Raw genomic sequence first — 12,329 nt, 5'->3', positions numbered from 1 at the left:
TACAACAAAGTAGGCTCCATAATATCCATAGGGGATTTACCCACTACAAATATTATAGAGCCTCTAAACAAGGGATTTTTCTTTTGTCTGTAAGTCTTTTTTGATATAATAGTTCTATGTTAGAATCAGAAAAACAATCATGTTATCAAATGTTAAATGAGGAGCTATCTTGTTTATTGGAAGGTGAAACCAATGTTTTGGCTAATCTTTCCAACGCCAGTGCTCTTTTAAAATCACGCTTTCCTAATACCGTATTTGCAGGTTTTTATTTATTCGATGGAAAGGAATTGATTTTAGGTCCCTTCCAAGGTGGTGTTTCTTGCATCCGTATTGCGCTAGGCAAGGGTGTTTGTGGGGAGGCAGCTCACTTTCAGGAAACTGTTATTGTTGGAGATGTGACGACCTATCCCAACTATATTTCTTGTGATAGTCGAGCTAAAAGTGAAATTGTTGTGCCGATGATAAAGAATGCTCAATTACTTGGAGTTCTGGATCTGGATTCTTCAGAGATTGATGATTATGATGCGATGGATCGAGATTATTTGGAACAATTTGTCGCTATTTTGCTTGAAAAGACAGAATGGGACTTTACAATGTTTGGGGAGAAAGCCTAATGTATCAAGCACTTTATCGAAAATATAGAAGCCAAAACTTCTTTCAGTTGGTTGGACAGGAAGTTGTGGCTAAGACTCTTAAACAAGCAGTGGAGCAAGAGAAAATAAGTCATGCTTATCTTTTTTCAGGCCCTCGTGGAACGGGAAAAACCAGTGTAGCCAAAATTTTCGCCAAGGCTATGAACTGTCCAAATCAAGTGGGTGGTGAACCTTGTAATAACTGCTATATTTGTCAAGCAGTGACAGATGGTAGTTTAGAAGATGTCATTGAAATGGATGCGGCCTCTAATAATGGGGTGGATGAAATCCGTGAAATTCGTGATAAATCTACCTACGCCCCTAGCCTTGCTCGTTATAAGGTTTATATCATAGATGAGGTTCACATGCTGTCTACAGGGGCTTTTAATGCCCTTCTAAAGACGCTGGAAGAGCCAACACAGAATGTGGTCTTTATTTTGGCCACTACTGAATTGCACAAGATTCCTGCCACTATTCTATCCCGTGTGCAACGTTTTGAATTTAAATCGATTAAGACACAGGATATTAAGGAACATATCCACTATATCTTAGAAAAAGAAAATATCTCTTCTGAGCCAGAGGCTGTGGAAATTATCGCTAGACGAGCTGAAGGTGGGATGCGGGACGCCTTGTCTATTTTGGATCAAGCTCTGAGTTTAACACAGGGAAATGAGTTGACGACTGCCATCTCTGAAGAAATTACTGGCACCATTAGTCTATCAGCTTTGGATGATTATGTGGCTGCCTTATCTCAACAGGATGTTCCCAAAGCCTTAACTTGTTTAAATCTTCTCTTTGAGAATGGTAAGAGCATGACTCGTTTTGTAACCGACCTTTTGCACTATTTAAGAGACTTGTTAATTGTTCAAACAGGTGGAGAAAACACTCATCATAGTTCAGTCTTTGTAGAAAATTTGGCTCTTCCTCAAGAAAGGCTGTTTGAAATGATTCACTTGGCGACAGTGAGTTTAACAGATATTAAGTCTAGCTTGCAGCCCAAGATTTATGCTGAGATGATGACCATCCAGTTGGCGGATATCAAGCCTGAAGTAGCTCTTTCTGGGGCAGTTGAACATGAAATTTCTGCACTGAGACAGGAAGTTGCGCGTCTTAAACAAGAACTCGCAAATGTGGGAACTGTACCCAAGCAAACAAGTCCAGTACCTACCCGCCCAGCAGCAGGCAAGACAGTCTATCGTGTGGATCGCAATAAAGTTCAATCTATCCTACAAGAGGCCGTCGAAAATCCTGATTTAGCACGTCAAAACCTGATTCGTTTGCAGAATGCCTGGGGAGAGGTAATTGAAAGTCTTGGTGGGCCGGACAAGGCTTTGTTAGTTGGTTCTCAACCGGTTGCCGCCAATGAGAACCATGCTATTCTTGCTTTTGAGTCTAACTTTAATGCTGGTCAAACTATGAAACGAGACAATCTTAACACAATGTTTGGCAACATCCTCAGTCAGGCAGCAGGTTTTTCACCTGAGATTTTAGCCATTTCCATGGAGGAATGGAAAGAAGTTCGCGCAGCCTTTTCAGCCAAAGCCAAATCTTCTCAAACTGAAAAAGAAGCAGAAGAAGAAAGTCTGATTCCTGAAGGATTTGAATTTTTGGCTGATAAAGTGAAGGTAGAGGAAGACTAAAGAAAGATTTCATGATACAATAAGTTTATGAATAAACAACAATTTATTATTATGGCGCTGTTTACAGCTGCTGAGACCTATTTTTTCAATGAAGCCTGGATGACTGGTCGCTATATAATGGCAGCCTTTTGGGCCATTTTACTCTTTAGAAATTTTCGAGTGAGTTACTTTATGGGTAAAATAGTAGATGTCATTGAGCATCATTTAAAAGGGAAGGACTAGTTCTCAGCTTCCAGACAAAATCAAAGCCTTTTAGGCTTTTTTTTGTTATACTATAAAAGTATATTTATTGACCTTTTACCGTATTTTCTAGGGAAATCAAGTATGTTTCCAGTAAGCACTGTAAAGGCCTTGAAAAAGAAAGGAATTATCATGTCAGTATTAGAGATCAAAGATCTTCACGTTGAGATTGAAGGAAAAGAAATTTTAAAAGGGGTTAACCTGACCCTGAAAACAGGAGAAATCGCCGCTATCATGGGACCAAATGGTACTGGTAAATCGACTCTTTCTGCCGCTATCATGGGAAATCCAAACTATGAAGTTACCAAAGGTGAAGTCTTGTTTGATGGCGTAAACATCCTTGAGTTGGAAGTGGACGAGCGTGCGCGTATGGGACTTTTCCTTGCTATGCAATACCCATCAGAAATTCCTGGTATTACTAACGCTGAGTTTCTTCGTGCAGCCATGAATGCTGGTAAAGAAGATGATGAAAAAATTTCAGTTCGTGAGTTTATCACTAAATTGGATGAGAAGATGGAATTACTCAACATGAAAGAAGAAATGGCTGAGCGTTACCTCAACGAAGGTTTCTCTGGTGGTGAGAAAAAACGCAATGAGATTCTTCAACTTTTGATGTTGGAACCAACTTTTGCCCTTTTGGACGAGATTGACTCTGGTCTTGATATTGATGCCCTTAAAGTTGTTTCTAAAGGTGTTAATGCTATGCGTGGTGAAGGATTTGGTGCTATGATTATCACTCACTACCAACGTCTTTTGAACTATATCACACCAGATGTGGTACACGTTATGATGGAAGGTCGTGTTGTTCTTTCTGGTGGCCCAGAATTGGCTGCGCGTTTGGAACGTGAAGGATACGCAAAACTAGCTGAAGAACTTGGCTACGACTACAAGGAAGAATTGTAATTCCCTCGTATCTTTTAGGAGAAGTAAATGACTAAAGAAAATATTAAACTTTTTTCAGAAATGCATGCTGAACCAAGCTGGTTGGCTGACCTCCGTCAAAAAGCTTTTGACAAGATTGAGACTTTGGAATTACCAGTTATTGAGCGTGTCAAATTCCACCGTTGGAATCTGGGTGATGGAACGATTACAGAAAGTGAGCCATCAGCAAATGTTCCTGACTTCACAGCTTTAGATAATCATTTAAAGTTGGTGCAAGTTGGAACTCAAACTGTTTTTGAGCAAATTCCAGTTGAGTTGGCTGAACAGGGTGTCGTCTTTACAGACTTCCACTCAGCTTTAGAAGAAATTCCAGAGCTTATTGAGGAATTATTCATGTCATCTGTTAAGTATGACGATGACAAGTTGGCAGCCTACCATACAGCTTATTTCAACAGTGGTGCTGTTCTCTACATTCCTGATAATGTTGAAATTAAGGAACCAATCGAAGGAATTTTCTATCAAGACAGCGATAACGATGTGCCGTTTAACAAGCATATTATGATTATCGCTGGTAAAAATTCTAAGATTAGTTATCTGGAACGTTTAGAGTCACGCGGTGAAGGAAGTGCCAAAGCAACTGCTAATATCACAGTAGAAGTAATTGCACGTTCTGGAGCTCAAGTGAAGTTTGCTGCTATCGACCGTCTAGGTGAAAACGTCACTGCTTACATTAGCCGTCGTGGTAAATTAGGCAACGATGCAAGCATTGACTGGGCAATCGGTGTCATGAACGAAGGGAATGTAGTTGCTGATTTTGATAGTGACTTGATTGGTAACGGTAGCCATGCGGACCTTAAAGTCGTAGCTCTTTCAAGTGGCCGTCAGGTACAAGGGATTGATACCCGAGTAACTAACTATGGTTGCAACTCAATCGGAAATATCCTTCAACATGGGGTTATTCTTGAAAAAGCAACTTTAACTTTCAATGGTATTGGCCACATTATCAAGGGTGCCAAGGGAGCAGATGCGCAACAAGAGAGCCGTGTTCTCATGCTTTCAGACCAAGCGCGTTCAGATGCCAATCCAATTCTTTTGATTGATGAAAATGACGTAACTGCAGGACACGCGGCTTCTATCGGTCAGGTAGATCCAGAAGATATGTATTACCTCATGAGCCGTGGCTTGGATAAGTCAACTGCAGAACGTTTGGTTGTCCGCGGTTTCCTTGGATCTGTTATTGTTGAGATACCAGTCAAAGAAGTTCGTGATGAAATGATTGCAACCATCGAAGAAAAATTGTCAAAACGCTAAGGGGAAGCCTATGTTAGATGCAGAAGTGATTCGCAAGGATTTTCCGATTTTAGACCAGATTGTTAATGACGAACCTCTGGTTTATTTGGATAATGCTGCGACGACACAAAAACCACTAGCTGTTCTTGAAGCCATTAATCACTACTATGAGCAGGACAATGCCAATGTTCACCGTGGGGTTCATACCTTGGCTGAAAGGGCGACAGCATCTTATGAAGCCGCTCGTGAAACCATTCGGAAGTTTATCAATGCAGACTCCACAAAGGAAGTTCTCTTTACCAGAGGTACGACAACTAGTCTTAATTGGGTAGCACGGTTTGCTGAGGAAGTCTTGACTGAGGGAGACCAGGTCTTGATTTCCGTCATGGAACACCATTCTAATATTATTCCTTGGCAGGAAGCCTGCCGTAAGGCTGGGGCAGAGCTTGTCTATGTCTATCTTAAGGATGGATCCTTGGATATGGATGACTTGCGAGCTAAATTGACTGATAAGGTCAAGTTTGTTTCACTAGCTCACGCCTCAAATGTTCTAGGTGTGGTAAATCCAATCAAAGAAATTACTCAATTGGCCCACCAAGTTGGAGCCATCATGGTGGTGGATGGTGCTCAATCTACGCCTCATATGAAGATTGATGTACAGGACTTGGATGTGGACTTCTTTGCTTTTTCAGGTCACAAGATGGCTGGTCCAACTGGTATTGGTGTCCTTTACGGTAAAGAAAAGTATCTAGAACAAATGTCACCAGTAGAATTTGGTGGCGAAATGATTGATTTCGTCTATGAGCAATCTGCTAGTTGGAAGGAATTGCCTTGGAAATTCGAGGCAGGAACTCCTAACATGGCTGGTGCAATCGGACTTGCTGCGGCAGTGGATTATCTGGAAAAGATTGGTATGGATGCAATTGAAGCCCATGAACAAGAATTGATCGCATACGTCTTTCCAAAACTGCAGGCAATTGACGGTTTGACCATTTACGGATCGCAGGACTTGGCTCGACGTTCGGGTGTTATTGCCTTTAACCTAGGCGATCTCCATCCTCACGACCTTGCTACGGCTCTGGATTATGAAGGAGTGGCTGTTCGTGCGGGTCATCACTGCGCCCAACCCTTACTCCAGTATTTGGATGTCCCAGCAACAGCTCGTGCAAGTTTTTATATCTACAATACCAAGGCGGATTGCGACAAGCTAGTCGATGCCTTACAAAAGACAAAGGAGTTTTTCAATGGCACTTTCTAAACTAGATAGCCTTTATATGGCAGTGGTAGCGGACCATTCGAAAAATCCACATCACCAAGGGAAGTTAGAAGATGCTGAACAAATCAGTCTCAACAATCCAACCTGTGGGGATGTCATCAATCTCTCTGTCAAGTTTGATGCAGATGAACGTTTGGAAGATATCGCTTTTTTAAACTCGGGTTGTACTATCTCAACTGCCTCTGCGAGCATGATGACAGATGCTGTTTTAGGAAAAACTAAACAAGAAATTTTAGAACTTGGGACTATTTTTTCTGAAATGGTTCAAGGGCAAAAAGATGAACGTCAAGACCAACTTGGAGACGCGGCCTTCTTGTCAGGTGTTGCCAAATTCCCTCAAAGAATAAAATGTGCAACCCTAGCTTGGAATGCCCTGAAGAAAACAATTGAAAATCAAGAAAACAAGTAAGGCAAGTTTCTTTTGTCTTATGAATCAGTAGAAATGAAGAATGAAAGAAAGGATATTATGGCTGAAGAAAGAGTAGAACCAAAACCAATTGACCTTGGTGAATATAAATTTGGTTTCCATGATGATGTAGAGCCTGTCCTATCGACAGGAAAAGGATTGAATGAAGATGTCATTCGTGAACTATCAGCTGCTAAGGGAGAACCTGAGTGGATGTTAGAATTCCGTTTGAAGTCTTATGAAACCTTTAAAAAAATGCCCATGCAAACTTGGGGAGCAGACTTGTCAGAGATTGATTTCGATGACCTGATTTATTACCAAAAACCATCTGATAAACCAGCTCGTTCATGGGATGACGTTCCTGAAAAGATTAAAGAAACTTTTGAACGTATTGGGATTCCAGAAGCTGAGCGTGCTTATCTGGCTGGTGCCTCTGCCCAGTATGAGTCAGAAGTGGTTTACCACAACATGAAAGAAGAGTTCCAGAAATTGGGGATTATCTTTACAGATACAGATTCTGCCCTCAAGGAATACCCAGATTTGTTTAAACAATACTTTGCTAAGTTGGTACCGCCAACAGATAATAAGTTGGCTGCCCTCAACTCAGCAGTATGGTCAGGAGGAACCTTTATCTACGTACCAAAAGGGGTCAAGGTAGATATCCCACTTCAAACTTACTTCCGTATCAACAATGAAAATACAGGTCAATTTGAACGTACCTTGATTATCGTTGATGAGGGAGCAAGTGTCCACTATGTAGAAGGATGTACAGCGCCAACTTATTCAAGCAACAGCTTACATGCTGCCATTGTAGAAATCTTCGCTTTGGACGGAGCTTACATGCGTTATACAACCATCCAAAACTGGTCTGATAACGTCTATAACTTGGTTACAAAACGTGCTAAGGCTCAAAAAGATGCGACTGTTGAGTGGATTGATGGAAACTTAGGTGCCAAAACAACTATGAAATACCCATCTGTTTACCTAGATGGAGAAGGGGCGCGTGGAACCATGCTTTCTATTGCCTTTGCCAATGCTGGGCAACACCAAGATACGGGTGCTAAGATGATCCACAACGCTCCACATACAAGCTCGTCTATCGTGTCTAAATCCATCGCTAAAGGTGGCGGTAAGGTAGACTACCGTGGACAAGTAACCTTTAACAAGAACTCTAAGAAATCTGTTTCTCACATCGAGTGTGATACCATTATCATGGATGACTTGTCAGCATCAGATACCATTCCATTTAATGAAATTCATAACTCGCAAGTCGCTTTGGAACACGAAGCCAAGGTATCTAAGATTTCAGAAGAACAACTTTATTACCTCATGAGCCGTGGTTTGTCAGAATCAGAAGCGACAGAAATGATTGTTATGGGATTTGTAGAGCCCTTCACGAAAGAACTTCCAATGGAATATGCAGTTGAGCTCAACCGCTTGATTAGCTATGAGATGGAAGGGTCAGTCGGGTAAAATTTGTTTTTAGATTTACCCCCAATCAAGTATCTTGAAGATGAACTTGTAACAAAAAGAGACTGAGAAAAAATATTTTAAGAACAGAAAACGCATGATATCAGGTGTCCAAAAAACGTGATATTATGCGTTTTATTGTGGGAAAATCTATTGCATTTTCTCATGAAATATAGTGGATTGTACCTAGAACAGTACACTTCGGCTACTAAAACATTTCTAGAAATGAATTTGATTTTCGAAGAGTATTACTAATCGGTTTATTCATATCTTACTTCAATTTAATATAGAGGTTTTCTAAACGCTTTTGATTTTTGATATATTGTTGTGAGGATGAAGTAAGGCAATATATAAAGTAGTCAGTTCAAGAAAGGATATAATATCTAAGGGGCTACCAATGGCAAGTATGTCCTTTATTTTGATATTTTTCCTAATCCAACAGACACTTGCACTTTGAAATCCGTTCTCTAAGCAATTCAAACCCCATACTTATTCAAATATATTGTAGCGGATGTAGGTTATGGTAGCGAATAAACTATGCTTTTATTATTGGTGAATCGGGGAAGACACTTTTTATTCCCCACACTATTGTATCAGAAGTAATTGACTTAAAAGCATTAGACTAGCACAGATAACCTAATGAATTGGGAATATCTTGAAAACAAAGATTAGTTTATAAAACCTGAAATCGCTTTCTATCATAATCTTTCAAGAAAGTAGTTGCAAAAAGATATAAAAATTGATAGAATAAGGATTATCTAAAAATTTTAAGGAGAATCTATCAAATGGATTTCACATGGGCAATTAAATATGCCACTGAATTTTTGGGAACTGCTATTTTGATCATTCTTGGTAATGGTGCAGTTGCTAACGTTGAACTTAAAGGTACGAAAGGTCACCAAAGTGGCTGGATCGTTATCGCTGTTGGGTATGGTATGGGGGTTATGATCCCAGCCTTGATGTTTGGTAATGTATCTGGGAACCACATCAACCCAGCCTTCACTCTTGGACTTGCAATCAGCGGTCTCTTCCCTTGGGCGCAAGTAGCTCCTTATATCCTTGCACAAGTTTTGGGTGCTATCTTTGGTCAAGCCTTGGTTGTGGCAACACACCGCCCATATTACTTGAAAACTGAAAATCCAAACAATATCTTGGGTACTTTCTCAACAATTTCAAGTTTGGATAATGGTACAAAAGAATCACGTTTTGTAGCAACTGTTAATGGTTTTGTAAACGAGTTTGTTGGTTCATTTGTTCTTTTCTTTGCAGCCCTTGGATTGACTAAAAACTTCTTTGGTTCTGAGGTGCTTCAATACATGAAACAAATGGCTAGTCAAGCAGGTCAAAATGTTGACTTCTCTGATTTGGCAATCAAAGCACAAGTAGCACCCCATACTGCTTCAGGACTTTCAGTAGCTCACTTGGCACTTGGTTTCCTCGTTATGGCCTTGGTAACATCACTTGGTGGACCTACAGGACCTGCCTTGAACCCAGCCCGTGACTTTGGTCCACGTCTCCTTCATGCTTTCCTTCCAAAATCAGTTCTTGGTGAGCACAAAGGTGATTCAAAATGGTGGTATTCTTGGGTACCAGTAGTAGCACCTATCGCAGCAGCAATTGCAGCAGTAGCTGTTTTCAAATTCCTTTACCTATAAGAAATTGAGTTCTTTATCCATTGTAATGGATTGAAGAAAAGCTAAGATCTAGAAAGGGCAAATTTTGTCCTTTCTTTTTTTGATATTGCGAATTGTGAAAGTCTGTTTTTTGAAGTTGTTAAAGTTTCGAAAATCAAAGGTATTGCATTGGATAAGTTTATTATTCTCTCCTAATTTTACGTTGGAATAGGGTAATTGAAGGGCGGAGATGCTTTCTTTAGAAAGATTCTAAAGAAAGCCTGAAAGCGAGGATGAGCTAGCTCTAGATTCTTCTCAATGAGTACGCAAAACTTACTCTAGAAGTAAAAATGTAAGAGATTATAGTGTTGCTTTAATTCTTATTAGCAACTCAAGAGTGTCTCTATAATCTCTTTAGTAGTTAAGCACATACGAAAAGTCGGCGATACAATAGTTTACTACTATGCTGTTAGTAGGGTTTGATGACCATGTACTAATGAAATCTTTGATTAAATTGCTTCATGGTTTGGCATGACTTACAACTCGCCTTAAGTATTGAAGTAGACAGTCTGGTGGACTGTTTTAGCCGGAGTTTAGGAATATAATAACAAATGGTAAAAAAGATTAAGAATGATTTTAGCGTTTAGGGCTTAGTATGAGAAAAAGTTTTCAATATCAAAAAGTTGTGATAAAATGTAATTGTTCCATAGGATTCTTTCTAATGATGGTTTGATCGCTTTTCATTATAGATCTTATGGGACTTTTTTTCTACAACAAAATAGACTCCATAATATCTATAAGGGATTTACCCACTATAAATATTATAGAGCCTTTTTTATTAGAATGGTAATTTCCCAGCGAAAGCACCTAATTTTTTCTTGGTGATTTCATCGATTTGTTCAAGAGCAGAGTTGATGGCTTGAACAGTCATATCTGACAGAGTTTCAAGGTCTTCTGGGTCAACAACAGCTGGATTGAAGTCAATGCTGACAACTTTCTTATCTCCAGTTAAGGTAGCTTGGACAAGATCTTGAGCAGATTTGCCAACAAATTGCATAGCAGTAAGTTCAGCTTGACTTTGTTCCATTTGTTTTTGAAGTTTTTGTGCTTGACGCATCATGTTTTGCATGTTCATCATGGTGATTTACAGTTTCCTTTTATCTTATTTTTCTTTTTATTTTATCAATTTTAAGGTTAAAAGTCTAATCTTTTTCTGAGTGAATTCATCTAGTAGCGAAAGGAATGTAGAGGAAATAAAAATATAGGATAGATATTCTAAGAGAATAAGAATATTTATCCTATATAGATACTAGATATTCTATGGCAACTTTAAGGGGTTACCGTCATTATTCTACCTTGTAGAAAAATCCCTCAGTACTACCATTGATAAGTTGGTGTCCAAACCATAAGCGGTCTTGTGTGATATCAGATGAGTCGGTATAGCCATTATCTGTAGAAGAGGTGACAGACATGGTTATAGGGATTCCTGCTGGTAAAAAGGCAATAGCTGCACCAGCACCTCCATCTTTAGAAACAGAATTTGCCTTAAGATAGTGGTCAATTTCTTTAGCATGTTCAATTGAAATTTTGGACTTATCACTTACTAAACCATTTTTGTCGAAAGTAAATTCAATACCTGAACGATTCCTCCAAGTGCCTGCAACACTAGAAAAATCTCCATTTTGAATTGCAGTAATATCCATTCCTTTACTCTCTGACGGAAGGTTCTTTTCTTCATTTATTAGACTTGTCACTGATTTCCAAGAGAAAGATCTTATGTCAAGGGAAGGTGGTTTTGTACCCAGTCCCTCTTCTGTATCTGATTCGATAACTAAGTCTAATCGTGTTCCAGCCTGATTTAACTTGTATAGTTTGAGTTGGATTTGATTAATAGATACTCGGGTAGATAATTGAAAATAACCATTTTCTAAAGGATTAAAATGTACTCGCTCTCCAATAAAGTCCAGATTGTTTTCTGCATTGGTCAGTCGAATAACTTCACCATTTTTAAGAGTTCGAATATCTAATAAATCGTAATAGTTAGAATACGTTTTTAGGGCAATCAAAAGTTCGTCCGTACCGTCTTGGTCTAAATCATACAAGCTACACTGTAATCCAGAATATTCGTTAGGATAAGTATTTTTTAAGTTTGCTTTTGAATTGATCTCTGTATGTGAAGTTGACGAACCATCTAGTACTTTGGCATATTCTTTAAGGACAGGATTATATAGGGTGTAATCAGGTTTCTTCTCTTCCGATGTAGAAGAAGTTGAACTAGTACTTGAAGCAATTGCTTCAGAACTTGTTGCAGAAGTGTTTTCACTCTGATGTTGGCAAGCCGTTAAAATAGAGATAGCTAAAATACTAATACTGAATAGAAATAATTTTTTCATATATTTAATCTTGTAATTCTAAGCCTTGGGCATCTTGGTGCCATTTACTACCAGTTTTAGACGTTAAAACTTGAATAGTAATCATAATATTCCAAATAGCATTTGCTAGTAAAACAAATGGCATTAAAATAGGAATAATAACTAGCAGAGTTAGAACGATACGCTTGTATCCTTGTTTAGTATTTCCAATGTAAAAATCGTAGGCACCAAACGCCCCTAAAAATAGGGCAAATAAGGCTGCGGCCAGTTTAGATTTATCACTTACTCCATTTGAATGTTGACTAGAGGCGGCTGGAGATGTGTTATCTATTTTTGAAACAATATAGTCGTCACCATTTTGATAAAATTCTACATAATCACCTACTTGTGGTTCAAAACCAAAACTTTTTCTTGAAATTGCAGTAAATTGACCATTATTACCTTTTCCAACATAAACTGTTTCATCTTCAATTTTTATAACTTTGTTCATATAATTGTCTCCTTAATT

General features: G+C 39.0%; 12 protein-coding genes and 1 pseudogene. 10 read left to right on the top strand and 3 right to left on the bottom strand.

Translation table 11 applies throughout. The features are described from left to right. The first annotated feature begins 116 nt into the window (after positions 1–116). The 10 genes and pseudogenes from ADI86_RS06030 (at position 117) to gla (ending at position 9,491) form a co-directional block, all read left to right on the top strand. Positions 117–614, top strand: a complete 498-nt coding sequence (locus ADI86_RS06030; protein ID WP_049532183.1) for a GAF domain-containing protein — start codon at positions 117–119, stop codon at positions 612–614. Beyond that, complete coding sequence (gene dnaX, locus ADI86_RS06025; RefSeq protein ID WP_049532182.1) at positions 614–2,272, top strand: DNA polymerase III subunit gamma/tau; 1,659 nt, start codon at positions 614–616, stop codon at positions 2,270–2,272. Before ADI86_RS06030 ends, dnaX begins: the two co-directional genes overlap by 1 nt. A gap of 27 nt (positions 2,273–2,299) precedes the next feature. Continuing rightward, positions 2,300–2,494: a DUF3272 domain-containing protein gene (locus tag ADI86_RS06020; RefSeq protein WP_049532181.1), complete on the top strand. Its 195-nt coding sequence runs from the start codon at positions 2,300–2,302 to the stop codon at positions 2,492–2,494. Between the two features lie 150 nt (positions 2,495–2,644). Further along, the gene (gene sufC, locus ADI86_RS06015; RefSeq protein WP_000114489.1) at positions 2,645–3,415 is read left to right on the top strand and encodes a Fe-S cluster assembly ATPase SufC; all 771 of its coding nucleotides are present in this window, start codon (positions 2,645–2,647) and stop codon (positions 3,413–3,415) included. A 27-nt stretch (positions 3,416–3,442) separates the two neighbouring features. Next, complete coding sequence (sufD, locus tag ADI86_RS06010; RefSeq protein WP_049532180.1) at positions 3,443–4,705, top strand: Fe-S cluster assembly protein SufD; 1,263 nt, start codon at positions 3,443–3,445, stop codon at positions 4,703–4,705. Positions 4,706–4,715: 10 nt separating this feature from the next. Further along, positions 4,716–5,942, top strand: coding sequence for a cysteine desulfurase (locus ADI86_RS06005; RefSeq protein WP_049532179.1), 1,227 nt, complete (start codon positions 4,716–4,718; stop codon positions 5,940–5,942). Further along, on the top strand, positions 5,929–6,369 hold the full coding sequence (gene sufU, locus ADI86_RS06000) for a Fe-S cluster assembly sulfur transfer protein SufU (RefSeq protein WP_049532178.1): 441 nt from the start codon (positions 5,929–5,931) through the stop codon (positions 6,367–6,369). Before ADI86_RS06005 ends, sufU begins: the two co-directional genes overlap by 14 nt. A 57-nt stretch (positions 6,370–6,426) precedes the next feature. Next, entirely contained in the window at positions 6,427–7,839 is a 1,413-nt protein-coding gene (gene sufB, locus ADI86_RS05995; RefSeq protein WP_000797050.1) for a Fe-S cluster assembly protein SufB, read from the top strand. A 351-nt stretch (positions 7,840–8,190) separates the two neighbouring features. Then, positions 8,191–8,505: pseudogene (locus ADI86_RS12560) on the top strand (IS5/IS1182 family transposase); the annotation flags it as partial. Positions 8,506–8,621: 116 nt separating this feature from the next. Next, on the top strand, positions 8,622–9,491 hold the full coding sequence (gene gla / locus ADI86_RS05990; RefSeq protein ID WP_049532177.1) for an aquaglyceroporin Gla: 870 nt from the start codon (positions 8,622–8,624) through the stop codon (positions 9,489–9,491). A gap of 796 nt (positions 9,492–10,287) precedes the next feature. Here the strand turns inward: gla and ADI86_RS05985 are convergent. The 3 genes from ADI86_RS05985 to ADI86_RS05975 all read right to left on the bottom strand — a co-directional run bounded on the left by ADI86_RS05985 (position 10,288) and on the right by ADI86_RS05975 (position 12,311). Beyond that, positions 10,288–10,587 carry a YbaB/EbfC family nucleoid-associated protein gene (locus ADI86_RS05985; RefSeq protein WP_049532176.1) on the bottom strand — a complete coding sequence of 100 codons (300 nt, stop codon included), beginning with the start codon at positions 10,585–10,587 and terminating at the stop codon, positions 10,288–10,290. Between the two features lie 208 nt (positions 10,588–10,795). Then, positions 10,796–11,842, bottom strand: a complete 1,047-nt coding sequence (locus ADI86_RS05980) for a DUF6287 domain-containing protein (protein ID WP_049532175.1) — start codon at positions 11,840–11,842, stop codon at positions 10,796–10,798. Between the two features lie 4 nt (positions 11,843–11,846). Beyond that, a complete protein-coding gene (locus ADI86_RS05975) occupies positions 11,847–12,311 on the bottom strand; it encodes an NINE protein (protein WP_001045103.1) in 465 nt (154 codons plus the stop codon). Positions 12,312–12,329 lie beyond the last annotated feature (18 nt).

This window comes from Streptococcus pseudopneumoniae, assembly GCF_001074975.1.
Lineage (GTDB): Bacteria > Bacillota > Bacilli > Lactobacillales > Streptococcaceae > Streptococcus > Streptococcus pseudopneumoniae_D.
Note: the sequence above shows the minus strand (reverse complement) of the source record. Positions and strands in the feature narration are given on the sequence as shown.

Bases quoted from the DNA above. Each gene is read 5' to 3' on its own strand.
- ADI86_RS06030 (WP_049532183.1), top strand. From the start codon at position 117: ATGTTAGAATCAGAAAAACAATCATGTTATCAAATGTTAAATGAGGAG.
- dnaX (WP_049532182.1), top strand. From the start codon at position 614: ATGTATCAAGCACTTTATCGAAAATATAGAAGCCAAAACTTCTTTCAG.
- ADI86_RS06020 (WP_049532181.1), top strand. From the start codon at position 2,300: ATGAATAAACAACAATTTATTATTATGGCGCTGTTTACAGCTGCTGAG.
- sufC (WP_000114489.1), top strand. From the start codon at position 2,645: ATGTCAGTATTAGAGATCAAAGATCTTCACGTTGAGATTGAAGGAAAA.
- sufD (WP_049532180.1), top strand. From the start codon at position 3,443: ATGACTAAAGAAAATATTAAACTTTTTTCAGAAATGCATGCTGAACCA.
- ADI86_RS06005 (WP_049532179.1), top strand. From the start codon at position 4,716: ATGTTAGATGCAGAAGTGATTCGCAAGGATTTTCCGATTTTAGACCAG.
- sufU (WP_049532178.1), top strand. From the start codon at position 5,929: ATGGCACTTTCTAAACTAGATAGCCTTTATATGGCAGTGGTAGCGGAC.
- sufB (WP_000797050.1), top strand. From the start codon at position 6,427: ATGGCTGAAGAAAGAGTAGAACCAAAACCAATTGACCTTGGTGAATAT.
- gla (WP_049532177.1), top strand. From the start codon at position 8,622: ATGGATTTCACATGGGCAATTAAATATGCCACTGAATTTTTGGGAACT.
- ADI86_RS05985 (WP_049532176.1), bottom strand. From the start codon at position 10,587: ATGATGAACATGCAAAACATGATGCGTCAAGCACAAAAACTTCAAAAA.
- ADI86_RS05980 (WP_049532175.1), bottom strand. From the start codon at position 11,842: ATGAAAAAATTATTTCTATTCAGTATTAGTATTTTAGCTATCTCTATT.
- ADI86_RS05975 (WP_001045103.1), bottom strand. From the start codon at position 12,311: ATGAACAAAGTTATAAAAATTGAAGATGAAACAGTTTATGTTGGAAAA.